Here is a 24,792-nt window from a genome sequence, read left to right as displayed (position 1 = left end):
CTCCTATTTATAATAGGAGTAATGCTTATATCATAATATATAATTTTATATACCATGGTATAGGTATTACCCCTACGAGTTATAATGTATTTTCTAGCAAATTCATTATAACTCGTAACGGTATATTTAGCAATCACAAGATGTCGAACCACTATATATAGTGTTATTTCATATTTATTCAAAGAACCTTTCATAAGCTGATATATTTTGGAGAATTATACATTATTTCTAATAATATAATTGAATACAAAAATATAATCTACATATTGTGGTCACCATGTTTTTATATTAACGTATATTTCTTCTTAAATAAAACAAAATCGGCATCTTAATGGAACATAAGAATACCGATTTTTATTTTTTACGCGTGTATTGCTATTTTAAAAACATCTTTTATTTCTGAAACATAATCAAATTTAACTTTATCTCTGATTTTTTCAGGGATATCATTTACATCTTTTTTATTCGCTTCTGGTAAAATAATATGATGAATATTGTATCGATTGGCTGCTAAAACTTTTTCTTTCACACCACCGATAGGAAGGACTCTTCCTCTAAGGGTGATTTCGCCAGTCATCGCTATATCATGTCTGATTTTTCTGCCTGTTATCGCTGATAACACCGCTGTTGCCATAGTTACACCAGCAGACGGGCCATCCTTTGGCACGGCTCCTTCCGGTACATGAATATGGATATCCTTATTTTTATAGAACTCTTTAGGAAGATCGAATTCTTCTGCATGGCTTCTTAGATATGAAATAGCTGCCATGGCAGATTCTTTCATTACATCCCCCAGCTGACCCGTTAATTGGACTTTGCCGCTTCCGTCCATAATATTGGCTTCTATGGTAAGAATCTCCCCCCCTACTTGTGTCCAAGCAAGGCCGTTGACAACCCCAACGGAATCTTCTTTCGGAATGTCGTCGTCTACTCTTTTATTCGGCCCTAAAAAGTCCGGCAGATTGCTTTTTGTTACTTTAACCGGTTTTTCGTCCCCTTCTAAAAGCTTAATGATTGCTTTACGCACCACAGTCCCGATATTTCGCTCTAAATTACGAACACCAGCTTCTCTTGTATAATTGTTTATAATCGAACGGATAGTATCCCGTGTGATGGTGATATCATCCTTATTCACACCATTTTCTCTTAATTGTTTTGGAATAAGATATTTTTGTGCAATATTGTATTTTTCATCATCGGTATACCCTGAAATCCGAATGACTTCCATACGATCCAGCAGCGCAGATGGAATCGTATCTGTACTATTTGCTGTCGTTACAAAAAAGGTATTAGACAGGTCGATAGGTATCTCCATAAAGTGATCCACAAAACTGTCGTTTTGTTCCGGATCTAGGACTTCAAGGAGTGCAGATGCCGGATCTCCTCGGAAATCAGAAGCCAATTTATCAATTTCATCCAATAGAAAGACAGGATTATTCACCTTTACTTTTTCTAAAAGTGTGATAATTCTACCAGGCATTGCTCCGATATAGGTTCGCCTATGGCCTCGTATCTCAGCTTCGTCCCGAACCCCCCCTAACCGCATGCTGATGAATTTGCGGTTTAAGGAATGAGCTATCGATTTCGAAATAGACGTCTTTCCAACTCCAGGCGGTCCTACTAAGCAGATGATCGGCCCTTTTAGATTGCCTTTCATCTTCTTTACAGCGATAAACTCTACGATTCTCTGCTTTACATCTTCTAAACCGTAGTGTTCTTTTTCTAAAGTCTTTCGTACAAATTTTATATCAGTATCATCATCTGTTTTATTTCCCCATGGAAGATCCATAACATGATCTAAAAAGTTTCGTACAACTGAAACTTCCGGCGAGCCCGGCGACATAGAACGAAGTCTCTTTACTTCTTTTTCCACATATTCTCTAGAATCCTCATCCAGCTCTAGTTCATCGAGTTTAGCCATATAGTCGTCGATATATTGATCCGTATCTTCCGTATCTCCTAATTCATCCCGAATAACATTAATCTGTTCCCGAAGGAAATATTCCTTCTGAGACTGATTCATTTTTTGAGTTACTTTTTGATTGATATTATTTTCGATGTGAAGAAATTCTATCTCTCTCTTCATAATACTGTGAAGAGACAGCATTCTGTCATAAACATCAAAAGCAGACAATAATTGGAAATATTCTTCATTCTTTAAATTAAGATAAGACGTCAGCACATCCGATAAACGGCTGGGATCTTCAATATCCACAACAGCCATAAGCATTTCTGTCGATAAATTCGAATTCAAACTTAGATATTCTCTAGCATCATTCATTAATAATCGTACAGCAGCTGTGACTTCTGTATTCATCTCTATATCTTCAGGTGAGTATTCATACACATCAATCTTAGCTTCATAAAACTCGGAATTGTCTTCAAAAGAATCGATAACTCCTCTATATAAACCTTCTACAAGAACTCTAGTATTTCCGTTTGGTAGTTTTAAAGTTTGTTTTATTTCTGCTACTGTACCTATATGATAAAAATCCGAAGGCAATGGATCTTCTACGCGCAGATCTTTTTGACTTGCTAAAAACACTTTGCTGTCATTCATCAATGCTTCATCCATCGCCTTGGATGAAATTTCTCTTCCAATATCAAAATGCAGAACATTATGGGGAAAAATCCATAATCCTCTTATGGGAATTATCGGCAATACCTCTTCAGTAATATTGTAATCAATCGTTGCCATAAAATCCCTCCTTTTCTTTATGATGAAAATAGCTCACTAAAAGTGAGCTATCTCCTATTTTTCTTTTAATTTTAATTCCGGCTCAGCACCTTCTGCAACAGATTCTTCGGTTATGATAACTGTTTCGACATCGTCACGGGAAGGAATCTCGAACATGATATCCATTAAAATATTTTCTATAATGGAACGAAGTCCTCTAGCTCCAGTTTTTCGTTCATATGCTCTTTTTGCAATAGCTCGAAGCGCTTCTTCTGTAAATTCTAAATTCACATCATCCATTCTGAAAAGCTCTTGATACTGCTTGACTATGGCATTTTTCGGCTCTAATAATATTCTTACTAGAGAATCCTCGTCCAATTCTTCTAACGAAACAATAACGGGTATTCTGCCGACAAATTCTGGAATTAATCCAAATTTGATAAGGTCTTCAGGCTGCACTTCTCTGATAAGCTGGTCGAAAGTTTTTTCATTTCTCTGAGAAATATCTGCTCCAAATCCAATGAATTTTGTTTCTTTTCTTTCGCTGATAATTTTATCCAGTCCGTCAAAAGCTCCGCCCACTATAAATAAAATATTCGTCGTATCTACTTGAATATATTCCTGATGAGGATGCTTTCTCCCGCCTTGAGGCGGAACATTCGCTATCATTCCTTCAACTATTTTCAAAAGCGCCTGCTGAACACCTTCCCCTGACACATCTCTGGTAATGGAAGGGTTCGCAGATTTTCTAGTGATTTTATCTATTTCATCGATATAGATAATACCCCTTTCTGCTTTTTCTATATCGTAATCAGCGGCTTGAACTAATTTCAAAATGACATTTTCAACATCTTCCCCCACATAGCCCGCTTCTGTTAATGTAGTCGCATCAGCTATGGCAAAAGGTACATCCAATATTCTTGCTAAGGTCTGAGCAAGGAGAGTTTTACCCGAACCTGTTGGACCAACCAAAAGAATATTCGATTTCTGAAGTTCAATGTCGCTATCTGAACTGGTATTTTGTATCCGTTTATAATGATTATGAACAGCAACAGATAAAGCCTTTTTGCCCTGTTCTTGTTGTATAACATATTGATCCAGTATCTCTTTTATTTGTTTCGGTGTAGGTGTCTCACCCATGGAATAACCCTGTTGAGGCTCCTTTGAAAGCACTTCCTCATCGATGATATCCATACAAAGTTCAACACATTCGTCACAAATATAGACACCTGGACCCGCTATCAATTTACGGACTTCATCCGAAGATTTCCCGCAAAAAGAACAGCTTACTTTCTCTTCTATATTATTCGGCATTCGGTCTCCTTACTTAGCGTGAGCGATGACTTCATCGATCAAACCGTATTCTTTCGCTTCTTCTGCAGACATATAAAAATCTCTATCCGTATCTTTTGCAATACGATCTAATGGCTGTCCTGTCTGATCTGCTAAAATTTTATTTAATTGATCTCGAACTTTAAGAATTTTTTCCGCTTGAATACGAATATCTTCTGCCTGACCTTGACTTCCGCCTAAAGGCTGATGAATCATAACATCTGCATTTGGAAGTGCGTATCTTTTCCCCTTTGTTCCAGCCGCTAGAAGCACAGCTCCCATACTTGCCGCCATTCCGATACAGATTGTGCTTACATCCGGTTTCACATATTTCATAGTGTCATAAATCGCAAGCCCTGCCGAAACAGATCCTCCTGGAGAATTAATATATATTTGAATATCTTTCTTTGGATCTTCTGATTCTAAAAACAATAATTGAGCTACAATCAAGTCTGCCATATCATTGTGAACTTCGCCGCTTAGAAAAATAATTCGATCTTTTAATAATCTAGAGTAAATATCGTAGGATCTTTCACCACGATTTGTCTGCTCTACTACCATTGGTATTAATGCCATAATTTCCTCCTTAAATGACTGAAGAATTAGGATTATTTACTTTTCACCTTGAAATTTACACTGTCGATCAAGTTCTTAACAGCTTTTTGTCTTACTACGCTGTCTTTAATAAAATCAAGGCTTCCACCCTTCTTCATGTTTTCAATAAACTTTTCTTTGTCGTCTGGACTATATTGTTCTGCTAGTTTATCAAGTTCTGCATCGATATCTTCATCTGAAACTTCAGGATTTTCCTTTGCAACCAAAGCATCTAATGCAAGATCTGCTTTCACTTGATTTTCTGCATTTACTCGTAGTTCCTCGCGAACTTGTTCTTCGCTTGAGTTTGTAATTGTATAATATTGGTCAATTCCTAGGCCCATGCTTTGAATACGTTTTGTAAAGTTATCGTAATCTTGATCTAATTGATTGTTGATCATAGACTCTGGAATATCCATTTCAGTAACATTTACCAATGCTTCAATAGCTTTGTTTTGTTTTGCACTTTCTAAAGAAGCTTCATTCTCTTTTTCAAGATTTTTTCTGATATCTGCTTTATATTCTTCTAATGTGTCAAACTCGGAAATATCCTTTACAAATTCATCATCTAATTCCGGTTTGATTTTTTCACTGATTGAATTTACTTTTACTTTAAATAGAGTATCTTTATTTGCTAAAGATTCTTCATGATAATCCTCAGGGAATGTAACATTCACTTCAACTTCTTCACCTGGTTTTTTGCCGATTAATTGTTCTTCAAAACCTGGAATAAAAGAATTTGATCCTAAAGTAAGATCATAGTTTTCTGCAGTTCCGCCTTCGAAAACCTCTCCATCTACCGAACCTTCAAAGTCGATATTAACAGTGTCGCCGTCTTTTGCTTCACGTTCCACTTTTTCAATGCGGGCATTTGTCTCTAATGCGCTCTCAACAACAGCATCTACATCTGCATCGTTTACAGAGTAATCTTCGATTTCTGCTTCTAAATTCGAATAGTCTCCTAGTACAGGCTCAGGACGAACATCTACTTCAAATTTGAAAACCACTGGGTTTTCTTCATCGATTTTTTCCACATCGACTTCAGGTGTTGCAACAGGGTTTAATTCTAATTCTTCTACTCCACTTTCATAAGCGTCTGGTAAAAGAATGTTGATTGCGTCCTCATAGAAGATTTCCTTGCCATAATTCATCTCAATCACTTTCATAGGTACTTTTCCCTTACGGAAGCCTGGAACATTAAATCTGCTCTTGTTTTTTGCATAAGCTTTTTTAATAGCCCCTTGGAAATCTTCTTGAGATACCTCTACTGTAAATACTGCTCTATTATTTTCTTTTGATTCTAATACTACGCTCATTTTATTCCTCCAATAATCTTTACTAAATCATATTCTCTAATTATATCATAACGCTATCTATTTTGACTAGTAATAATACATCCAAACTCAATTATAAAATATACCCGTGTAACATGCTTTTAAACAAAAAAAAGGAAGAATTCTTTTGAACTCTTCCTTCTTCTCTTTTTTTATTTCATACCGTAGTACTCTGCGAGAGCATTTGCTGACGCAACAGCTACTTTACGGTAATTTCTGACGTAATTGCGAATCTCTGTCGGGTTATCATGGAAACAGTGCTCCACTAAGAATCCGTTCTTCGCTTCATTGTTTCTTAACACTCCATACCAGTTTGTAGAGTTGTCTAACTTTCTGTAGAAAACACCTCTCATTCGTATTCCTTGAGAACGTGCTATTGCATTTCCTAATTTCAAAGCAAGAGTCTTGTTTGAATATCTAGGATTTACATCATCATAGATCTCCGCACCTGATGCCAGGTTTTTAGTTCCAGTCGCATTTGTATGAAGAGATAGAAGCAAGTCATATCCCCGTCCTGCTTGTCCTCTTGCTGCCAAAGACGGATCATCTGTTTTTCTAGGACGAGTTGTCCCTACAATAAATCCTCTTCTTTCAAGCTCTTCTTTAAGGATTAAATGATAAGCCCAGTTGCTGTCTCCTTCGTTGCCGCCTATAAATCCTCTATTGTGTTTGCTTCCAGCTCCATGTCCTGGATCAAGCATGATCTTTATCTTGCCCTTCGTGCTTGGATTAGGTTTAGGAGTTGGTTGAGGTTTTGGCTGTGGTACAGGTGCCGGCGCCGGTTGAGGAGTAGTCGTTTCGCTAGAAGACAGCGCACTAAAGATGCTGCCGCTTACCGCTTTCTCTCCGCCTAAAATATAGATACTGCTTACTCCAGATGCTGTAACATAGCTGTTTGCTGCAGATGAAAGCTTTTCAGAAGCAAGTACCATAGATGCATTTTTAGAAGCTGCGAACACTCCGCCTGCTAAGGCATCTGCAAAATCCATACCGCTTGCCATCACTACAGTACTTGGATTTTTATAATAGGTTTGAGCAAATTTTATACTTGTATCATATCTGTTAGATCCTTCAATACGTTTAACATTTACACCCATTGAAGTCAGTTCTTTGACAACATTATTTGAAACCACTGCTGCCCCGCCGACAACTAAAATCTCTTTAACGCCGCTGTCTTTGATATATTTCTTTGTCTTAGCTTCTAATTTATTCTTTGTTGTATAGAACATAGGAATGCTGTTTTGCGCAGAGTAGGCTCCTGCAGATAATGCATCTGCAAAACTGTCTCCGTTTGTTAAAATAGCTTTATTTTGAGATTTGAATTTTTTTACTTGTTTTGCAATTTCTATAGAAGTTTCAAAACGATTCCCACCAAAAATTCTTATAATATTAAGTTTTTCTCTGCTTAGTTCTGCTTCAATTTCTCTGCTTACCGCTGCAAAACCGCCCATTATATATACATTCTTAGCCCCAAGGCGTTTTATTTCTGCTTTTACTTCAGGGTTTAATTTAGAACCCGCTGCATATAAAAGTGGTGCTTTTAAATTTCTAGCTAAAGAAGAGGATGCTAATGCATCAGCAAATTTTGTTCCATTTGCGATAACTACACTATCCGCTTTATTGTAAGTATTTTTAGATATTTCAACAGAAGTTCCATAACGATTTTTCCCTGCAACACGTGCAACTTCGGTGTTTGCGCTTAAAGAAACTTCTTCTCCCGATAATCGAACAAAATTGCTGTCGGCTACATCAGAAACAATATGTAAAGTCTTTACCACATCGCTTCCGCCTTCAATACTATATGTCAATGTATAAGAGCCAGGTTGATATTTTGAACTGTTTTCATCTGTAATTACTGAAGAGCCGTCATTATATACATTAAAAACTTCATCAACTCCGCTGCCTTGGATTCTTACCGTAAGCTCAGTTGTATTTCCTTGTTGGTCGATACCGTATACTTGGCTGATTAATTGGTTTAAATCAGATACTAAAACCTTTGGCTCGTCCTGAAAAGCATCATCATATATAAAAGGGCCTTCTTTTCCATACTGATCCTTAACGGATTCAAATACTTTAAAATCTAACTCATAACTGCTTGATGAAACATTATTTCCATTAAGCAAAACAGTGTCTATTGTCCATTCTCCGGCTTCATCCGGTGTAATGGCAGTAGAATACATCCCACTGTCTTCGTTATAGTCTAGATGTACTTCTTTTTTATTGCCTGACGGTGTATTGTAAACTAGTACCGCTTCCGCTTCCTCTTCTGATTGATAATCCAATACAATTTCATTGCCTTTTACTACTTCTTTACGGCTTAATACAAATTTAGAAGCACTTCCTTGAACGGCTTCATCTCTTGATGCCATTGATATATTGCCAAAAGGTGTAATCATAAAGGTCAACAGCAATAAAAACGCAAATATCCTCTTTGCTTTTAAAAACATCTTAATATCCATCTCCTTATTCATCTTTAATTATAATTTATTCTAATAATTCTTATTCACAACGCATATTATAACCCAATTTCAAAGTAGTAACAAACTTATTACAAAAATATGACAAGAAAATTAATTTTTTTTACCTTTTTGTCACATTTGTAATCATTTGAAACATTTTGTTTTAAAATAGTTGTATTAATCGTATATAAAAGGTATAATAATATCAGCAATTACTTTATTATTATATTAGGATTTTATCATGATTATATTAGAACACAATTTAATTCGTGCAGTGCGCGACAAAAACCAAGAAGAATCTATAAAATTGGCAGGACTGCTTGCTAAAAACATTAAAGATACACCAAAATGTATTCGGCGCAGCAAGGTTTTTCTTTCTGAGCTTAATGGAATATTTTATTGGAACAGTGTAAAATACTTTTCTGATTCTAAAACCATCGCTAATTACTTAAGCGTAAGAAGAAAATATGCAAAAAAACTCAATCGCACTACAAACTCTGGCGACCTTATACATATACTTAATGAAATGGTCACATTCTACAGTGTTACTGAGGATCATTTGATTAACGCCAGCACTAGTCCATTGATCAAAAACTTAATTATTTACATCCATAACAACTGTGATCAGAATATACTTTTGGACGATCTGTCAAAAAACTTTAATATCAGCAGATCCTATCTGTCCTATTTGATTCGCAGCGAAACAAGAAAATCTCTACCAGATATTATATTATATTTTAGGCTGAAAAAAGCAAAACAGTATTTAGAAAAAACAAACTATTCGGTAAACGAAATTTCAAATCTATGCGGATTTAAAAGCCCTTCTTATTTTTGCAAGCTGTTTAAAAACAAGTACTCCTTAAGCCCGAAACAATACCACATCCAGTATCAGAACCAAAAAAGCAAATAACAGGCAGACTATGGAACCCATCCCGGGTTCTTTTTTCTTTTCATCTCCAATTATAATCTGCAGAATAAAAGAGCGGTTATAGTTAATAATAACCGCTCTTTTAAGTCTGTTTATATATTTTTCTTTTTCTTCGCACTATGAGGACAGTTTCCTGCAGAGGAACATCCCCCGCAAGGCGATCCTTTTTTTCTTACACTTCGAACTGCTAGGATTAGAAGTGCAATAATAATTAATAGAACTATTAAAGTCTGAATATTCATTTTTCACCTCTAATTTCTCATTATTTATTTAGATTAATTCTCAGTTGCAATATCTCTATTTTTATCTGCTTTTTTCGATTCAGGGCGTACTAACATAAATATAAAGAATATCAATACTGCTATAGCAACACCTGTCATCGCATTGAAGGCTTCCCCTAATACAAGAACACGGCCGAATTGATAGATCATAAGAGCAATCAGATAAGAGAATATAAGCTGATATCCTATTGCAAAGAATGTCCATTTGCTGCTGTTCATTTCTTGGCGTATAGCTCCTACTGCCGCAAAACAAGGTACAGTTAACTGGTTAAAGACTAGGAAGCTTAAACCGCTGACAGAAGTAAACAAGCTGCTTGCTAAAGTCATAGCAGACGGATCTTCTGCTGTAATTTCTCCCAATCCACTTAATACTCCTAATGTACTGACTACAATTTCTTTTGCTACAAGCCCCAGCGTAGAAGCCACAGCTGCTATCCAATTCCCGAATCCCAACGGACCAAAGAATGGTGCGAACACATGTCCAATAGCTGAAAGCAGACTATTTGTGCCATCTTGTGCAAATTCATGGAATTCGCCAGATGTTGAAATATTTTGAAGGATCCAAACCAATACCGATGCCGCAAATATAACAGTACCTGCTTTTATAACAAAGGCCTTTGAACGATCCCAAACCTTTTTTGCTACATTTTTCAAATTTGGCGGCTGATATTCCGGAAGTTCCATAACGAATGGAATCGGCTCCCCTGCAAAACGGTCGAATTTCTTTAGAATAATACCGCTTAAAATAACGGCAACTATACCGATAAAATAACATAAAGGACCGAACCACCATTTACCTGTAAAGATTGACCCGGCAAACACTGCAATAATTTCAGTCTTTGCTCCGCAGGGCATAAAACTCGCTACCGTGATTGTCATTCTTCTATCATTATCATTCTCTATAGTTCTTGTGGCCATAATTCCTGGTACGGAGCAGCCTACACCGATCAAAATAGGGATAAAAGATTTTCCAGATAAACCAAATCTTCTGAAGATTCTATCCAGAATAAATGCAACTCTTGACATATATCCTATATCTTCAAATACAGCGATAAATATAAACACCGTAATGATAAGAGGCAAGAATCCGATTACAGCTCCTACACCGCCTAAGATTCCGTTTACTATCAAACTTTGAAGCCATGGCGCTACTGCTGTCGTTTCTAGAAAAGCTCCCACATTACCTATAACGACCTCTCCTATAACAACATCATTCCACCAGTCGTTGAAGGTTCCGCCGACTATTACTAAAGCAATATAGTACATTGCAATCATCACAGCAGCAAATATTGGTATGGCCAAAAATCGATTGGTAACAATCCGATCTATTTTGTCTGAAGTCGAAAGCATATGAACCTTTTCTTCTACATTACCTCGGACTACATCGTCAATAAATCCATATCTTTCATCCGCAAGAATATCCTCGCCTTCCAGATCGTAATCTTCTTCCAGTTTTTCGACGATTCCGTCGATCTTGGCTTTCTCTTCCTGACTCAAGTTAAGCTTATCAACTGTTTCTTCATCGCCTTCAATAATCTTAATCGCAAATCCCCGACGATTAAACTGATTTTGAATCTCTGAACTTGCATTTGAAATCTCTTCGATAGCACCTTCCAAGTCGGCAGAATACTTAACAGGATGTTCCATGCCGATTCCTTTTTCCGCTTCTCTTTTTGCAATTTCAATAAGCTCGTCCATACCAGAGTTTTTAAGTGCGGATATTTCAACACCTGGACAGCCCATTCCTTTGCTAATGGCTTTAAAATTAACTTTTTCGCCTCTTCGATCCAAAATATCGACTCTATTAAAAGCTAAGACTACAGGGATTCCCAATTCTATTAACTGTGTTGATAAGTATAAATTTCGTTCTATATTTGTAGCATCGATTATGTTGATAATTACATCTGGTACTTCTTCAAATAAATACTCTTTTGTAACAACTTCTTCCATTGAATAAGGTGTTAAAGAATATACTCCAGGTAAATCAATTAGATTGATAGAAGAATCTTTAAGATATTTTCCCGTTTTCTTTTCTACCGTTACACCCGGCCAGTTTCCTACATACTGCTCGCTTCCTGTTAACAGATTAAAAAGAGTGGATTTACCAGCATTTGGATTTCCCGCCAATGCAATATTTAAAGTCATTTTACTCCTCCACTCTTTCTACTTCAACTATTTCTGCATCTTGTTTTCTAAGACTCAGTTCATACCCTCTTAAAGTTATTTGAAGAGGATCTCCTAAGGGAGCTACTTTGTGATACTTAATAATCGTACCTCTTATAATCCCCATATCCCTCAATCTTCTTTTAACCTTTCCTTCTCCTTTTAGAGAAAGGACTTTGTATGAATGTCCTATTTCAGCCTCGTTAAGCTTCATTTAATCAAACTCCTTTTGCTATATATATTACTAATGATTGCTAAATAATAATTTTTCTTGCTAGTTCTTTGCTGATTGCAATTCGTGTATCTGCTATGCGGATCACTAGATTACCGCCATTTTCTGAAATAACCATAATCTCTTTTCCCTTTTGAACACCCATATTAGATAATTGTTTTATCACTTTGTCTTTTCCTCTAATACGCTGAATACAAAAATTCTGATGTAAGGGCGCCATAGATAAATCCATAATTCTCGCCTCCCATTAGTAATTATTAATAAAACGATAATTGATAATCAATATCATGTTATCTTACGCTAACTATTATACCATAATTGTTTATAAAGATAAATAGATAGTCTATGTTTTAATAACAATTCTCATTTTACTGGAATGAAAAAGGAGCTTTCGCTCCTTCCTTATTTCAAACCGCACTTTATAGCACTTTCATTTCTAAAAGTTTTTCCAATTTACCGATACTATTATTAATAATAAGCTCTTCTGGAAAATCATTTTTCGCAGCCTGCTCTATCGATAGATCCACATTTCCAATTTCATAATGGATATGTGCATCTGAGTTCATAATAATTTTTGTTTTATATGTTTTTGCCCAATTTAAAATCTCCTGAATATTCTTTTTAGAATCTTTTCGAAATGTTTTTTCGATAAAAGAGGAATTGTTCACCTCGATTGCAATATTCTTATCAGCAGCCTTTTGGACAATAGTTTTGTAATCCAAAGGAAAAGTGCCATCATCGATATGGCCTAAAATATTTACCCTGGGATTATCCATCGCTTTCATAACGGCATTTGTATTTTCTTCTATCGTTCCGGGTTTAATCGTATTTTTATGAAGACTTGCAATTACATAATCCATCTTTCCTAAAACTTCTTCTTCAAAAATATCTCCTTGATAATTGAAGATATTCGCTTCCATCCCTTTTAGAATACGAACATCTTTATAATAATCTTGAATCACCCTGAAGTTAAAAAACATTGGCCGGACAGTCGTCCCAGGCATACCATATCCATGCTCCGACCACCCCAAAACCTTTAATCCGATTTCATGACTGTAATCCATATTTTCTTTCAAGCTGGAATAAGCATGATTGCAAAAACTAGTGTGTGTATGAAGATCCATAATCTGTTTCATAAAACTACTCCTATAACTCTAAATTAGGATCAACTCTCATGTCTAGATCCTCTGTCTTCCCATTGATAAAATCATAATAGCCGGCACAGCCGATCATCGCTGCGTTATCTGTACAAAGAATCGGCTCTGGAAAATAAATTTTTATATTCTCCTCCTGTCCCCGTTCCTCCATCCGTTTCTTAAGCTCTGAGTTAGCAGCTACTCCACCAGAAACAGCAATGATCTTGTACCCCTTTTCATGAGCAAGGCGAAAACTTTTCTCTACTAATACATCCATCACAGAAGCCTGAAAACTGGCGCAGATATCTTCTACATTTAGATCTTCCTCTTTCTGTTTTTGATGATTTATATAATTAAGAACCGCTGTCTTTAATCCTGAAAAGCTGAAGTCATAATCTTTGGAATCCATCATAACTCTTGGAAAATCAACTGCTTTCGGATTTCCCTGTTTTGCAAGCCGGTCGATTTGAGGTCCTCCCGGATAAGAGAGGCCCATTGCTCTGCCGATTTTATCAAAAGATTCTCCTGCAGCATCATCTTTTGTTCTGCCGATAATATTATAATCAGCATAACTTAATACTTCTATCAAATAAGTATGTCCCCCAGAAACGACAAGACTGATAAAGGGAGGTTCCAGTTCTTTGTGGCTGATATAGTTTGCGCAAATATGACCTTGCATATGATTTACGCCGACAAGGGGTATCCCCAGGGAGTAAGACAAAGCTTTGCTGGCAGATACCCCTACCAGCAATGCACCGATAAGGCCAGGGCCCTTTGTACAGGAAATAAAATCCAAATCTTCAAAACCTATATCTCCTTCTTCTAAAGCTTCCTCAATTATATTGTTAATACTTTCTAAGTGCATCCTGCTGGCAACTTCCGGTACAACTCCTCCAAAACGCTTATGCACATCTATTTGCGAGGATATCAGATTCACTAATACATCCCGTCCATTTTTTAATACAGCTACCGATGTTTCATCGCAGGAAGTCTCAATAGCCATAGAAATTAAATCTTTCATTCTCTCAACTCCAACTTCATTAAAATACCATCTTCTAAAGGATGGCGATAGTAGCCTTGAATCCTGGCAGCTTTCTTAAAACCATACTTCATATAAAGTTCCAAAGCTGGAAAATTATATTCCCGCACTTCTAAAATGATCCATTTCACATCTTTCTTTTTACAGAAATCGATGATAAATTCAATCATCTTTTTCCCGTATCCTCTGCTTTGAAATTCTTTTGCTACGGCAATATTATAAATTTGGCATTCATCCAGCACTATAATAAACCCGAAATACCCTATTATGATGTTTTCATTTTCAAGAACAAAATAATGGGATATCTGATTATTGGTTAATTCGTGAAGAAAACTTTTATAACTCCAAGGATCGGAAAAAAGCTCTTTTTCTAAATCAACAACTGTATCTAGATCCTTTAGACTCATTTCTCGAATGATCACTGCTTTTCCCCTCCTTTAACTCAAGGTCTCGTTGAGCTTGAGATTTGCGTATATATTCAGGAGCCAATGTATAAAGATTATCTAAAATTCCTTTTTCGCGTTTTTCAAGAGCGAGCAGGCAGAAGGCTTTGCCAACACAGCTGTTTAAAGACTCCGCCGCAACGTTAAAACCTCGGTCTATCAAAGTGTCTTTGTAAATCCTTGCGCCTTCTCCTACAAAAATATAATCTTCATCAGGGAGCCGTTCCAATAATTCATCTAAATAAATCAACTCGTCTTTTTCTATTTCCTCTAATATCTGGTTTTCCCATCGGTATATTCCATAATATACTCTGCCTCCCCGGGCATCTAAAAGAGGAACTATTTTTTTCGAAGAAGCTACAGAATAAGCCAGAGCTTCTAATGTAGAAATTCCTATAATATCCTTTTTGAAAACTTGAGCCATCGTTTTGACAGTGGTCATTCCTATACGAAGACCTGTAAATGATCCTGGCCCTTTTCCTACAGCATATAAATCAATCTTCTCCGGTCTTACTTCAAGTCTCACAAGCATATCTTTTATCATAGGTACTAAAGTTTCGCTATGGGTTTTCTGCTGATTAATATTCATCTCGCCTATAATAACTCCATCTTCCAGCAATGCACAAGATGAAATCATTGTAGAGGTATCTACACTTAATACAATCATATTTCAAGCTCCTTTATCAGCTTCTGTTCCCAATTGTTTTTGCCTTCAATTCGGATCTCTCGTTTCTCCTCGTCTATAGAATCAATAAAAATATCCATTTTATTTCGCGGCATATATTCAGGAGCTCTAGATGCCCATTCAATAATGGTAATGCCCTCCGGATATAAATACTGGTCCATATCGATAGACTCCAGTTCTCTCGCATCTTCTATTCGATAAAGATCGATATGATTTACTTCTTTCTTCCCTTGGTAGCTTTGTACAATGGAAAAAGTCGGACTTGTAATATATTCTTTTATGTCCAACCCTTCTCCTATAAACTGCGTCAAGGTTGTCTTACCTGCACCCATGCCGCCAACAAGAGAAAGCACATCACCATTTTTCAATATTTCGGCTAATCGATAGCCGAAGTCTTTCATTTCATTTTTATTATTTATAATTTTTTTATACATATTCAACACCTCTTCCATTATAGCACAGGGATTTCAGAATCAAAAAACACCTCTCTGTTAAAGAGAGATGTCTTTTAATACTTTTTCAACAACGGTGCAATATGCTTATATAACAGCATAACAACTATACTTGTGAGTGTTCCTTTTATCAAGTTAAAAGGCACCATAGAGAAAAGTATAAAGGTTCCAGCTCCTGATACATATGGATTTGTTTCTGTAAAACTGCGCCCAAATTCTGCCAGATCAATACCATATAAAGGAAATATAAAGAAATAATTGCTTAATGTCGCTAATACTGTCATGCTCAATACACCTGCCATTAGGGCAATAACTGCATTTTTCATAGTGCGGTTTCGATTATAAACAAGTACAGTCGTTACCACAAAAGCCGATGAAATAATAAAATTTGAAAGCTCTCCTACTCCCCCGGTTGAACTGCCTTGGGTTAAGAATTTAATAATAAGTTTTATAAATACAATAAATACTCCGGCTACCGGTCCCATGACAAATCCACCGATTAAAACTGGCACTTCAGAAATGTCAATATCCATGAAGGGCGGTGCAAAAGGAAGGGGAAATCTAAAAAGCATCAGTATAGAAGCGATCGCACCTAGTATTGCTATTTTAACCATATCCTTTGTTGAAATATTACCAATTTTTGACATAAAGTCCTCCTTTGAGGGCATAAAAAAGCCCCGATTATTCTTCGGGGCAAATAAACCAGTTAAACTTCTTCTATCCAGACTTTACTGTCGGTTTTGGAATTTCACCAAATCAGCCTTATAAAAAGGTTCGTGGACTATACCACCGGTGAGGAAACAAACCTCGCCCTGAAGCTTTTCTATTATATCATCTTAAGTCTGATATAACAACACTTATTTCTTCTTGTATTGAAGACATGGAGTTGAACGATCTCCCTCTAAATCTAATGAAACAATATCATATTCATCAATATTTGTAATAATTACAGGAGTGATTGTAGAAGGCACTTTATCTCGTATAGCATCTAGGTCCGCTTCAACTAATGGATCTCCTGCTTTTACAACATCTCCTTCTTTCACTTTCGCGGTAAACCCTTCTCCTTTCAGATTAACTGTATCCATACCGATATGGATCAAAACTTCTGCTCCTGTGTCGGCAGTAATTCCTACCGCATGAAGGGTTTCAGGAATAAGAGATACTTTTCCATCGCATGGACTATAAAAAGTATTTGCGGAAGGCTCTACTGCATAACCATCCCCCATCATCTTTTTAGAAAAAACCTCGTCAGGTACATCCTCTATATTCAATAATCGTCCTTCTGCCGCTGGATACAATACCCCATTATCCACAGGGGCTTTTTCTTCTTTTTTCTTTTTTAAAAAATCAAACATCTTCTTCCTCCTCATATTTTTTATCATTTAACTTCCTATTAGGATATATACCCAAGACTTCGGTTTAACTATAAAGAAGTATAAAATTTTCTTGAGTTTAACTTTTTTTTAAAGAAGAGATGTTTAATAAAAGTAAATAAAAAAAGATCAGCCATAAGCTGATCTTCTGTCGTCTTACAATAAAATTGTAATTTTTGGTCGGGGTGAGAGGATTCGAACCCCCGGCCCCATGGTCCCAAACCACGTGCGCTACCGGACTGCGCTACACCCCGTCTCTCGACGACTTCTTAAGTATACGTTAATTTTTTTAAGTTATCAACCGCTGTTTTTTGTTATAAATTGAATTTTATATCATAAATTCTCTATATTTCTTCCAATATCTCTTTATTTCTAATAATTTTAGGTTTATTAAAAAAGATTTTAATCATGTTATAATAAAGAAAATCCTTTGTAAAAATAACGAAAGAAGGTATACTATGTCAGAATTTAAATTAGGCGTTATCGGCGGTATGGGTCCTTATGCTACCGCTAAATTTATGGAAAATATTACTTTGCATACAAAAGCGGACAAAGATCAAGATCATCTAGATATGGTTGTGTTAAACCACTGCAAAATGCCGGACCGTACACAAACTATCGAAAGTGGAGACAGCACTCTTCTTCTAAGCCATTTTAAAGAAGCCCTGTCGATATTAGAGTTTGCTAAAGTGGATCATATAGCGATTCCCTGCAACACTTCTCACTACTATTATGATGATATTCAAAGTATGACAGATATCCCTATTATCAATATGATTGATGAAACGATCAAAAAAATCGCTGATGAAACACCTGCTGCAAAAATCGTTGTAATGGGAACGGATGGTACTGTAAAAAGCGGTGTTTATGATAAATACGCAAAAAAAAGAGGACTGTATTCAGTCCCCTTGGATAGCAAACAGCAAAAGATTGTAATGGATACGATCTATAATATGAAAAACAATAAGGTAATTTTTTCTCAAGAATTCAATCAATTGATCGATTGGTTTATTTATAAAAATATTAAAGTAATACTTGCCTGTACCGAACTTTCATCCCTTGAGATACCAACAGGATTAAAAGAACGCACTGTAGATGCTATGGATGTATTGATGAAAGAGTCTGTTTCCCGCTGTAAAAAAGAATGGGTCGAATTCTAATCAAAGAAAGCTTCGAAAAGCTGTTCCATCCATTCTTGGTCTTTGACTCCCCCCATCTCTCGAATAGAATGCATAGCAAAAATCGCATTGCCCAAATCAACACTTGCTATTGGCAGCTGTCTGGACAATAACGGACCTAAGGTAGAACCTCCCTTTACATCTGAACGATTGGTATAAACTTGATAGGGTATCTTTTCTCTATCGCAAAGACTTTTAATAACAGAGATAGAATAACCGTCTGAACTATAGCTCATAGAGGAAGACACTTTAAGAACAGGCCCTTGATTCAATAGAGGTTTATGAGTAGGATCCGCTTTTTCAGGATAATTCGGATGAACTCCATGAGCTTGATCTGCAGAAATCACAAAGGAATTCGCCATAGCTTTTGAATAATTTTCGTACTTATTGTTCTTATAAAAACATATTCGTTTTATAATATCGGATAAAATCGGACTTAGCGCCCCCTGCCTGCTTCCTGAACCTATTTCCTCGTGATCGAAGATGCAAACCATAGATGTATTTTCACTATTCCCACTCTTCCACAAAGCTTGAACAGAACTAAATGCCATAGCTAGATTATCTAGTTTTCCGACATGATAGAATTCCTTATCCATTCCTATTCTAGTACCTTTTTGCCGGTCATACAGATTTAAATCAAATCCAATAATCTTTCTATCTGAACTGTATCTGCTTTTTAGCATTTCCTCAAGAGACTCTTCCTCTAATTCTTTTTTTATATATCCTAAAAAAGGCAAGGTGTCTTTTTGGGGATTGAAATCCATCCCTTTATTTACTTTAGGGTTCATATGAATGGCAATATTTGGAATCGTCAACAAGTCTTCTTCAATATTTAGAAGTTCCATATGCGGTGTATATGGATTGTCTCCTTCATAGAATACTCTTCCTGCTATCGATAAAGTACGGTCAAACCATGTTGATAGAATCGGTCCTCCATAGACCTCAGTATTGAGTTTTAAAAACTTATCCTCTTTTATTCTTCCATGAGGTTTTATTTTAAAACCCGGGGAATCGCTATGGCTTGTTATAATTCTAAAATAAGGATGGTCAAGATTTCCTACACGAAATGCAGCTAGTGCAGTACCATTTATAGAGATATAATACTTTTGATCCTTTTCCAATATCCAAGAAGAAGATAAATCTAGAGGTTGATAACCCTCCTCTTCTAAAATCTTTATGATATTTTCTACAGCATGATATGGTGATGGACTGTTATCTATAAAATTCAATAATAAGTTGTTCTTTTCCATATATCGTCCTTTCTAATCCCTGAGCGAGTTTAGCATAGTATAGGCTTTTTTATATTTTGCAGCCCTTGTTAAATCCGCTTCTGTTATTTCATCTATTCGGGATACATTCATATTATGTTCCAAGTCTTTTAATTTTACATTTACTGCAATACTATTTTTCTTCAGTTTTTCTATATAATCAAAATAAAGAGAACCATCCTTTGTTAAAAGGGCCAGCGCTTCTTTTTGATTTTGAGATAGAAAATCAAGATCTTCTATTCTATATCCGCTGTCTTCTACTACATCATGAAGAAGAGCCACAATCTTTTCTTCCCTGCCCTTCACTTTAACACATACATATAAGGGATGAAAAATATAAGGTCTTCCCCCTTTGTCTTTTTGGCCTCTATGTGCTTTTAAGGCTATTATAAAGGCTTTCAAAAGGTTCATATACATACTCCTTTTTGTTTTCCTCTCTATATCATTATAACAGCAAACTGAAAACAAAAAACGCAGATTTGTTCTGCGTTTTTTAATCCAAATTCTTCTTAAAGAAAGTGCACGTCAATAGACGCTCTATTGCTTTTCAACTCTATTTTCTTTTTGCCTTTGTTTAAAAGTATAATTTCCACATCTCCATCAAGAGACTCTTTAATTTTTGCATTCATTTCACCCATCGATGGAGAAGCTAATGGTACGGGATTTCTCTGTTTTCCTTTTATCGATACTTCAGTATTTCCTTTTCGTATCTTTGCCCAGAACGAAATAGAATCAGCATTAAAATCGATAAGCCGGCTTCCTTCTATTGTACTGAATCGATATTCTATTCCTTCATGCTGCAGTAAAAGAAAAAATCCCTTGCGGTATTTCCCAAGCATAGGAACAGTAGCATAACTGAACACAATTCTGCTATTTTCCCAATTATTCGCCTGAAGCCACACGTATTTCTCAGGAAAGCTCGTTCCCCAGTCTTTCTCGATATATCCGTCGGCATCTACTATTTCCCACTTCTTTTCCCCCATACGCAGCTTTCCATTTACGTTATGATGCATACTGGTGATCGAATGATTGCATTCGTTTGGAAAATAGGTAAGCCATCCCATTATATTGGGTTTAAGAAATCCTTTTTTGATCTCAGAAAATTTTCCAAACTCAAAAACCCCCTGAACTCTTCTTCCTTCTATTGTAAAATCCAGCACCGCTTTTTTTTCGGATAAAAAGTTATTTCCTATCTTTAAATGGAAGGTGCTGCTTTTCCACTCCAGCTCTTCCAAGGGATAAGAGATATAGTGTGTTTGATGATCTATATTCGTGGTAAATTGCAAAAAAGCATGCCCTGTTTTTTCATGAGTAGTATAACCCCAAATTATTGAAAGCATCAGATCATTTTGTATATCGTCTATTTTTAAGAACCAGCCTTCGAAAGCAGATTTTTTGTGTTTCCCCATCATAATTCCAAATTGTTCCATAATACCTCATTTTATTCTATATCTATTATTGCAAATATCTATCAACTGCTAAGAAAAGAAACACAGATACAGACATCTGTGTTTCTTTTCTAAATATTTCTTTTCGTTTCTATTAAAAACATAGTGTTCAAAATATCGTCATCATTCATTTCTCGATAATCATCAAAATTATTTATAATATGGCGATATACTTTGTATTGTTCTGTAAGAATCCGAAAAGACTCCTTTTTATCTGCGTATTCAGTGGTATAACCTTGGATAATATCTTCTGACAGATCTTGAAAATTACTTTGCTGACATTTTTGGAAAGCTTCGAATTCCATAATCTGTAGCATTAATTCCGCAAGCTCTGTTTCAATAGAGTCCGCTAATTCTATTAAGTATCTTTCAAATTCGTACGCCTTTCGAGTCTTCATATCCACTTCTAAATCGGATCTTTTATTATGAAATTTATCTGTCATATAGTTTCCTTTCTTTATTTTTAACGAAAAACTCCTTTATTGATATTCACATATTTTTCTTTTTTTTCATGATTTAATAAACGTTCTGCATAAGTCTTGTCTATCGTCAATCTCAAACAGGATTTAATATAGTACTCGTTCTTCGGAATTTTTTTATTATAAACCCAGCTAAGTACACTGCAGGCTATACTATATTTTTTTAGATGGGCATGATGTTTTTCATTGCCTCTTATGTTTTTTATAGTATAAAACACTCTCCCTCTAGCGTCATAAGATTTTCCCAGCTGATAGTCTCCCTTTGTTTTAATAATTTCTTTTAATTCTAAAGTACAAGCTTCCATATTATATCATTCTCCTTCTTTTTAACGAAAAAATAAGGATCCAAAAGGGTCCTTATTTTTTCATATTATAGTTTAAGAACAAAACAATCGCTTTCTTAGAGTCAGAACTATTGTTTCCATTAGAAATCTCTTTCGGACAAAATACAGCATAGCGGTCTGCAAGAACATTTATTTGGATATCTTCTTTACACTGAAACATTCTCATCACCGCCTTTTCTGATCTCTCTCTTATTATAAAATTCTTTATTAAAGTTTAGTACATTAACAAGTAAAATTTAAATAAAGTGACTATAAATAAAATGTAGTTTCTTCTAAAGGTTTTCTGTTCGCATGACTTGGACCTGGTTTCGATTCAATCATCGGAAATCCAATAGCAATGATTCCAATTGGCACAATATATTCTTCAAGATTTAATACTGTTTTTAATTTACCTAGATCAACGTCCCCAATCCATATTGATCCCAAACCTGTGTCCGATGCTTCAAGCATTAGATAGGTCGCTACAATGGAAGCTGAAACAGTACCGCCGTCGATAACGGGATAATTTCTTGTTCTAGTCTCTCTCTTGTCATAAGCTACTAAAACATAAAGAGGAGCTTTTATTTCAGAATTCATCGCTTTATTAAGATTTTCTCTTGCAGTTTCGCTCTCTAAAATAAAAAGCCTTTGTGGCTGATCATTTTGCGAAGTTGGAGCAAGTCTTGCTGCTTCTAATATACTCTCTAACTTATCTCTTGGAATTCTTTCTTTTGTAAATTGTCGTACTGAATAACGCCGCTTGGCTAAATCATAGAATGTCATATTATCACCTCTTTATTTGTATACCCCTTTTATTTGAAAAAACTCTTCAACTTCAGAGATTATCTATCTCCTACTCATTGACAAGGACACTTAGTTACACTATAATTGTAACAATACTAAATCTAAAACAGATTTACAATTATGAAATTAATCCAACATTGAAACCGGAGGAAATCATGGAATTAACTATAGAAAATTTCAAAGAAACACTTGTAGATTATAATATCAGACCTACATATCAGCGTATCAAAATACTAGAATACTTAGAGGGAAACAAAATACATCCTACTGTGGATGAAATTTATCATCATCTTTACCCTCAAATACCTACTTTATCGAAAACAACTGTCTATAATACATTGCGCTCTTTCGCAGATGCCGACTTGGTTCTAGAACTTCATGTAGATAATTCAGAAGTACGATTTGATATTAATACCGAACTTCATGGACATTTTCTATGTAAAGACTGTGGTACTGTTTATGATTTTGAAATCAATACTGAAAAAATAAATGATGATCAGTTGTTTATTGGTTTAGATGATTTTTCAATCATGAGTAAAAATATATTTTTTACAGGTATCTGTAAAAAATGCAAAAATCAATAGTTCGCTGATTAAAAACAAACTATCTGGGTATAAATAAATCATAAAAACATAATAATGTTATCAAACTTTGTTGAGGTAATCAAAAGCAAAATTATGATCGAATTATATTGTAAGAATAATGTCTTGCTCTATAAGACCCACAAAATCATATATTTTCATTCTTAAAGATTATTACAATTCATTTTTTCAAAGAATAAAGTATTATTTTTAGAAAGAAGGGATTCCATTGAAAGAGATAGAACTATTTTCTACTACCTCAATAAAGTTAAAATAGAGAGTCTTCCAAGTATCAGGAAAAGACTCTCTATTTTTATTTTCGAACTTTATTTTTTGAACTCATCGGACCGTTTGCGATATTTTTCCATAACTTTTGAGAAAATCTCGCCATTTGATGGCGGTGTAAATGTGATTGCATTCGCCCCTGCTTCTATCGTTTCTAAAATCAATTCCTTCGTGGGGCCTCCCGTAGCGATTATCGGAAACTCATCCCCTACTTTTTCTCTTATTTTTTTCACGAGATCAATTGTATTTTTCCCGCCAGACACATTTAATATTTCAGCTCCGCTTTCAATTTTCGCTTCGATATCATCATTAAAGGATACTACCGTTGCCAAAATAGGAATATCTAGTACCTCTCTGATTTCTCGAATGATATAATTTGGTATCGGGGCGTTTACAACTACACCAAAAGCACCCATTAACTCCGCATGAAGAGCAATATTGATCACGCGGCTGCCGCTGGTCGTTCCTCCTCCTACTCCCGCGAATACTGGAAGAGGTGTTGCCGTCATAATGGCATTTGTAATCGAAAGACTTGGTGTAAAAGGATATACAGCCATAGTTGCATCTGCATTGCAATTGCTTAGTATTGCCACATCTGTAGAAAAGACCAGAGATTTAATTCTGCGGTTTAAGATCTTAATCCCGCTAGCCTTGTATATTTCTTCAGGAACCAATACGGACTTCTCCCTTAATGTAGAATGTACCGTTGGTATGTACTTTTTATCTTTCATGAGATCACTTCCTTTATAGTATAGTTTCTTGTTACCATAATCTAAGTATTTATACCCAAAACTCATATATTAAATATTTGAATTTATTTTTAATTTTTTTCGAAAAAAATGTTTAGACATAGTTTCGCAGGGTATAATTACAATAACATAATAATAGTAATTATTATTATGAAGTGTACTTTGACAATTGCACCTAGCTCAAAATATTTCACAAAGAAATTCAGTTTCAGTATTTTATAATTTCTATGTTTATATAAATAACTAAAATACTATGATTTAAAGATTCAAATTAAATCCGTTTTATTATTCAAAGAAGTAAAGAAACTAAATGAAGTAAAAAGAAACACATGTTATACCCGATGATCTTATTACAAGTGTAGTCTATCGAATGTAAGAAATGTAAGTAGAATATTTTTATATAAGATCATTAATAAAAGAAAAGGTAGGTAACCAGATGTTAGAACCTAAAAGTTTTTCTAGGTGCAGTTGTCATTTCACTATTTGAGGTCTGATTTGTAAAACATTACAAAAAAGACCTCTTATTTTTTTGCCTCTTTTCTCCTATTA

27 protein-coding genes, 1 tRNA gene and 1 riboswitch are annotated in these 24,792 nt (G+C 35.4%); of the genes, 3 read left to right on the top strand and 25 right to left on the bottom strand.

The features are described 5' to 3' along the window. Positions 1-361: 361 nt before the first annotated feature. The 5 genes from lon to ACTQ46_RS03525 form a co-directional block, all read right to left on the bottom strand. Positions 362-2,698 (bottom strand): endopeptidase La, encoded by a 2,337-nt coding sequence (lon, locus tag ACTQ46_RS03545; RefSeq protein WP_441747504.1) that lies wholly within the window; start codon positions 2,696-2,698, stop codon positions 362-364. Positions 2,699-2,752: 54 nt separating this feature from the next. Then, entirely contained in the window at positions 2,753-3,991 is a 1,239-nt protein-coding gene (gene clpX, locus ACTQ46_RS03540) for an ATP-dependent Clp protease ATP-binding subunit ClpX (RefSeq protein WP_441747503.1), read from the bottom strand. A 9-nt stretch (positions 3,992-4,000) separates the two neighbouring features. Beyond that, entirely contained in the window at positions 4,001-4,585 is a 585-nt protein-coding gene (gene clpP, locus ACTQ46_RS03535) for an ATP-dependent Clp endopeptidase proteolytic subunit ClpP (protein WP_441747502.1), read from the bottom strand. A gap of 32 nt (positions 4,586-4,617) precedes the next feature. Next, entirely contained in the window at positions 4,618-5,919 is a 1,302-nt protein-coding gene (gene tig / locus ACTQ46_RS03530) for a trigger factor (protein ID WP_441747501.1), read from the bottom strand. 170 nt (positions 5,920-6,089) lie between these two features. Then, positions 6,090-8,384: a cell wall-binding repeat-containing protein gene (locus ACTQ46_RS03525; RefSeq protein WP_441747500.1), complete on the bottom strand. Its 2,295-nt coding sequence runs from the start codon at positions 8,382-8,384 to the stop codon at positions 6,090-6,092. A 253-nt stretch (positions 8,385-8,637) separates the two neighbouring features. On the opposite strand from ACTQ46_RS03525, the gene ACTQ46_RS03520 reads away from it, so the two are divergent. Then, positions 8,638-9,306: a helix-turn-helix transcriptional regulator gene (locus ACTQ46_RS03520; RefSeq protein ID WP_441747499.1), complete on the top strand. Its 669-nt coding sequence runs from the start codon at positions 8,638-8,640 to the stop codon at positions 9,304-9,306. Positions 9,307-9,416: 110 nt separating this feature from the next. Here ACTQ46_RS03520 and ACTQ46_RS03515 read toward each other — a convergent pair whose 3' ends face one another. The 12 genes from ACTQ46_RS03515 to ACTQ46_RS03460 form a co-directional block, all read right to left on the bottom strand. Next, positions 9,417-9,566 carry a FeoB-associated Cys-rich membrane protein gene (locus ACTQ46_RS03515; RefSeq protein WP_441747498.1) on the bottom strand — a complete coding sequence of 50 codons (150 nt, stop codon included), beginning with the start codon at positions 9,564-9,566 and terminating at the stop codon, positions 9,417-9,419. 33 nt (positions 9,567-9,599) lie between these two features. Further along, the gene (feoB, locus tag ACTQ46_RS03510; protein ID WP_441747497.1) at positions 9,600-11,750 is read right to left on the bottom strand and encodes a ferrous iron transport protein B; all 2,151 of its coding nucleotides are present in this window, start codon (positions 11,748-11,750) and stop codon (positions 9,600-9,602) included. A 1-nt stretch (position 11,751) separates the two neighbouring features. Then, positions 11,752-11,982, bottom strand: coding sequence for a FeoA family protein (locus ACTQ46_RS03505; RefSeq protein WP_441747496.1), 231 nt, complete (start codon positions 11,980-11,982; stop codon positions 11,752-11,754). 40 nt (positions 11,983-12,022) lie between these two features. Further along, a complete protein-coding gene (locus tag ACTQ46_RS03500) occupies positions 12,023-12,232 on the bottom strand; it encodes a FeoA family protein (protein WP_441747495.1) in 210 nt (69 codons plus the stop codon). Between the two features lie 187 nt (positions 12,233-12,419). Continuing rightward, positions 12,420-13,136, bottom strand: a complete 717-nt coding sequence (locus ACTQ46_RS03495; RefSeq protein ID WP_441747494.1) for a phosphatase — start codon at positions 13,134-13,136, stop codon at positions 12,420-12,422. 10 nt (positions 13,137-13,146) lie between these two features. Next, a complete protein-coding gene (tsaD, locus tag ACTQ46_RS03490; protein WP_441747493.1) occupies positions 13,147-14,157 on the bottom strand; it encodes a tRNA (adenosine(37)-N6)-threonylcarbamoyltransferase complex transferase subunit TsaD in 1,011 nt (336 codons plus the stop codon). Then, positions 14,154-14,597: a ribosomal protein S18-alanine N-acetyltransferase gene (rimI, locus tag ACTQ46_RS03485; RefSeq protein ID WP_441747492.1), complete on the bottom strand. Its 444-nt coding sequence runs from the start codon at positions 14,595-14,597 to the stop codon at positions 14,154-14,156. The genes tsaD and rimI overlap by 4 nt, the downstream gene beginning before the upstream one ends. Beyond that, positions 14,551-15,285 (bottom strand): tRNA (adenosine(37)-N6)-threonylcarbamoyltransferase complex dimerization subunit type 1 TsaB, encoded by a 735-nt coding sequence (gene tsaB, locus ACTQ46_RS03480; RefSeq protein WP_441747491.1) that lies wholly within the window; start codon positions 15,283-15,285, stop codon positions 14,551-14,553. The genes rimI and tsaB overlap by 47 nt, the downstream gene beginning before the upstream one ends. Continuing rightward, positions 15,282-15,737, bottom strand: coding sequence for a tRNA (adenosine(37)-N6)-threonylcarbamoyltransferase complex ATPase subunit type 1 TsaE (tsaE, locus tag ACTQ46_RS03475; RefSeq protein ID WP_441747490.1), 456 nt, complete (start codon positions 15,735-15,737; stop codon positions 15,282-15,284). Before tsaE ends, tsaB begins: the two co-directional genes overlap by 4 nt. Positions 15,738-15,811: 74 nt before the next feature. Next, on the bottom strand, positions 15,812-16,402 hold the full coding sequence (locus ACTQ46_RS03470; RefSeq protein ID WP_441747489.1) for an ECF transporter S component: 591 nt from the start codon (positions 16,400-16,402) through the stop codon (positions 15,812-15,814). A gap of 58 nt (positions 16,403-16,460) precedes the next feature. Beyond that, a riboswitch (FMN riboswitch) is annotated at positions 16,461-16,579 on the bottom strand. A 33-nt stretch (positions 16,580-16,612) separates the two neighbouring features. Beyond that, a complete protein-coding gene (locus tag ACTQ46_RS03465) occupies positions 16,613-17,110 on the bottom strand; it encodes a PTS sugar transporter subunit IIA (protein WP_441747488.1) in 498 nt (165 codons plus the stop codon). Between the two features lie 195 nt (positions 17,111-17,305). Next, positions 17,306-17,382, bottom strand: a tRNA-Pro gene (locus ACTQ46_RS03460). A gap of 204 nt (positions 17,383-17,586) precedes the next feature. Here ACTQ46_RS03460 and ACTQ46_RS03455 point away from each other — a divergent pair. Further along, positions 17,587-18,288 carry an aspartate/glutamate racemase family protein gene (locus ACTQ46_RS03455; RefSeq protein ID WP_441747487.1) on the top strand — a complete coding sequence of 234 codons (702 nt, stop codon included), beginning with the start codon at positions 17,587-17,589 and terminating at the stop codon, positions 18,286-18,288. Here the strand turns inward: ACTQ46_RS03455 and ACTQ46_RS03450 are convergent. The 7 genes from ACTQ46_RS03450 to ACTQ46_RS03420 all read right to left on the bottom strand — a co-directional run bounded on the left by ACTQ46_RS03450 (position 18,285) and on the right by ACTQ46_RS03420 (position 22,607). Continuing rightward, the gene (locus tag ACTQ46_RS03450) at positions 18,285-19,556 is read right to left on the bottom strand and encodes a M18 family aminopeptidase (protein ID WP_441747486.1); all 1,272 of its coding nucleotides are present in this window, start codon (positions 19,554-19,556) and stop codon (positions 18,285-18,287) included. The two genes, ACTQ46_RS03455 and ACTQ46_RS03450, sit on opposite strands and share 4 nt — an antisense overlap. A gap of 12 nt (positions 19,557-19,568) precedes the next feature. Continuing rightward, positions 19,569-19,985, bottom strand: coding sequence for a GTP pyrophosphokinase (locus ACTQ46_RS03445; protein WP_441747485.1), 417 nt, complete (start codon positions 19,983-19,985; stop codon positions 19,569-19,571). A gap of 98 nt (positions 19,986-20,083) precedes the next feature. Then, positions 20,084-21,004 (bottom strand): tocopherol cyclase family protein, encoded by a 921-nt coding sequence (locus tag ACTQ46_RS03440; RefSeq protein WP_441747484.1) that lies wholly within the window; start codon positions 21,002-21,004, stop codon positions 20,084-20,086. An 89-nt stretch (positions 21,005-21,093) separates the two neighbouring features. Beyond that, positions 21,094-21,465 (bottom strand): hypothetical protein, encoded by a 372-nt coding sequence (locus ACTQ46_RS03435; protein ID WP_441747483.1) that lies wholly within the window; start codon positions 21,463-21,465, stop codon positions 21,094-21,096. A 20-nt stretch (positions 21,466-21,485) separates the two neighbouring features. Next, entirely contained in the window at positions 21,486-21,806 is a 321-nt protein-coding gene (locus ACTQ46_RS03430) for a hypothetical protein (RefSeq protein WP_441747482.1), read from the bottom strand. Between the two features lie 52 nt (positions 21,807-21,858). Next, complete coding sequence (locus ACTQ46_RS03425; RefSeq protein ID WP_441747481.1) at positions 21,859-22,005, bottom strand: hypothetical protein; 147 nt, start codon at positions 22,003-22,005, stop codon at positions 21,859-21,861. A gap of 89 nt (positions 22,006-22,094) precedes the next feature. Beyond that, entirely contained in the window at positions 22,095-22,607 is a 513-nt protein-coding gene (locus tag ACTQ46_RS03420) for a nitroreductase family protein (RefSeq protein ID WP_441747480.1), read from the bottom strand. A 176-nt stretch (positions 22,608-22,783) separates the two neighbouring features. On the opposite strand from ACTQ46_RS03420, the gene ACTQ46_RS03415 reads away from it, so the two are divergent. Next, on the top strand, positions 22,784-23,212 hold the full coding sequence (locus ACTQ46_RS03415) for a Fur family transcriptional regulator (protein WP_441747479.1): 429 nt from the start codon (positions 22,784-22,786) through the stop codon (positions 23,210-23,212). A 323-nt stretch (positions 23,213-23,535) separates the two neighbouring features. Here ACTQ46_RS03415 and ACTQ46_RS03410 read toward each other — a convergent pair whose 3' ends face one another. Continuing rightward, positions 23,536-24,225, bottom strand: coding sequence for a hydrolase (locus ACTQ46_RS03410; RefSeq protein ID WP_441747478.1), 690 nt, complete (start codon positions 24,223-24,225; stop codon positions 23,536-23,538). Positions 24,226-24,792 lie beyond the last annotated feature (567 nt).

Origin of the sequence: Gallicola sp. Sow4_E12 (assembly GCF_052116305.1) — a bacterium.
Lineage (GTDB): Bacteria > Bacillota > Clostridia > Tissierellales > Peptoniphilaceae > JBQKLI01.
This window is presented reverse-complemented; position numbering and strand designations above follow the sequence as displayed.

Coding starts and splice junctions, on each gene's coding strand:
- ACTQ46_RS03440 (WP_441747484.1), bottom strand. CDS start 21,004: ATGGAACAATTTGGAATTATGATGGGGAAACACAAAAAATCTGCTTTC.
- tig (WP_441747501.1), bottom strand. CDS start 5,919: ATGAGCGTAGTATTAGAATCAAAAGAAAATAATAGAGCAGTATTTACA.
- ACTQ46_RS03525 (WP_441747500.1), bottom strand. CDS start 8,384: ATGTTTTTAAAAGCAAAGAGGATATTTGCGTTTTTATTGCTGTTGACC.
- lon (WP_441747504.1), bottom strand. CDS start 2,698: ATGGCAACGATTGATTACAATATTACTGAAGAGGTATTGCCGATAATT.
- clpX (WP_441747503.1), bottom strand. CDS start 3,991: ATGCCGAATAATATAGAAGAGAAAGTAAGCTGTTCTTTTTGCGGGAAA.
- ACTQ46_RS03435 (WP_441747483.1), bottom strand. CDS start 21,465: ATGACAGATAAATTTCATAATAAAAGATCCGATTTAGAAGTGGATATG.
- ACTQ46_RS03495 (WP_441747494.1), bottom strand. CDS start 13,136: ATGAAACAGATTATGGATCTTCATACACACACTAGTTTTTGCAATCAT.
- ACTQ46_RS03445 (WP_441747485.1), bottom strand. CDS start 19,985: ATGAACCTTTTGAAAGCCTTTATAATAGCCTTAAAAGCACATAGAGGC.
- ACTQ46_RS03515 (WP_441747498.1), bottom strand. CDS start 9,566: ATGAATATTCAGACTTTAATAGTTCTATTAATTATTATTGCACTTCTA.
- ACTQ46_RS03425 (WP_441747481.1), bottom strand. CDS start 22,005: ATGTTTCAGTGTAAAGAAGATATCCAAATAAATGTTCTTGCAGACCGC.
- tsaB (WP_441747491.1), bottom strand. CDS start 15,285: ATGATTGTATTAAGTGTAGATACCTCTACAATGATTTCATCTTGTGCA.
- ACTQ46_RS03450 (WP_441747486.1), bottom strand. CDS start 19,556: ATGGAAAAGAACAACTTATTATTGAATTTTATAGATAACAGTCCATCA.
- tsaD (WP_441747493.1), bottom strand. CDS start 14,157: ATGAAAGATTTAATTTCTATGGCTATTGAGACTTCCTGCGATGAAACA.
- ACTQ46_RS03430 (WP_441747482.1), bottom strand. CDS start 21,806: ATGGAAGCTTGTACTTTAGAATTAAAAGAAATTATTAAAACAAAGGGA.
- ACTQ46_RS03505 (WP_441747496.1), bottom strand. CDS start 11,982: ATGAAGCTTAACGAGGCTGAAATAGGACATTCATACAAAGTCCTTTCT.
- ACTQ46_RS03410 (WP_441747478.1), bottom strand. CDS start 24,225: ATGAAAGATAAAAAGTACATACCAACGGTACATTCTACATTAAGGGAG.
- ACTQ46_RS03455 (WP_441747487.1), top strand. CDS start 17,587: ATGTCAGAATTTAAATTAGGCGTTATCGGCGGTATGGGTCCTTATGCT.
- ACTQ46_RS03470 (WP_441747489.1), bottom strand. CDS start 16,402: ATGTCAAAAATTGGTAATATTTCAACAAAGGATATGGTTAAAATAGCA.
- feoB (WP_441747497.1), bottom strand. CDS start 11,750: ATGACTTTAAATATTGCATTGGCGGGAAATCCAAATGCTGGTAAATCC.
- clpP (WP_441747502.1), bottom strand. CDS start 4,585: ATGGCATTAATACCAATGGTAGTAGAGCAGACAAATCGTGGTGAAAGA.
- ACTQ46_RS03465 (WP_441747488.1), bottom strand. CDS start 17,110: ATGTTTGATTTTTTAAAAAAGAAAAAAGAAGAAAAAGCCCCTGTGGAT.
- ACTQ46_RS03415 (WP_441747479.1), top strand. CDS start 22,784: ATGGAATTAACTATAGAAAATTTCAAAGAAACACTTGTAGATTATAAT.
- ACTQ46_RS03420 (WP_441747480.1), bottom strand. CDS start 22,607: ATGACATTCTATGATTTAGCCAAGCGGCGTTATTCAGTACGACAATTT.
- tsaE (WP_441747490.1), bottom strand. CDS start 15,737: ATGTATAAAAAAATTATAAATAATAAAAATGAAATGAAAGACTTCGGC.
- ACTQ46_RS03520 (WP_441747499.1), top strand. CDS start 8,638: ATGATTATATTAGAACACAATTTAATTCGTGCAGTGCGCGACAAAAAC.
- ACTQ46_RS03500 (WP_441747495.1), bottom strand. CDS start 12,232: ATGGATTTATCTATGGCGCCCTTACATCAGAATTTTTGTATTCAGCGT.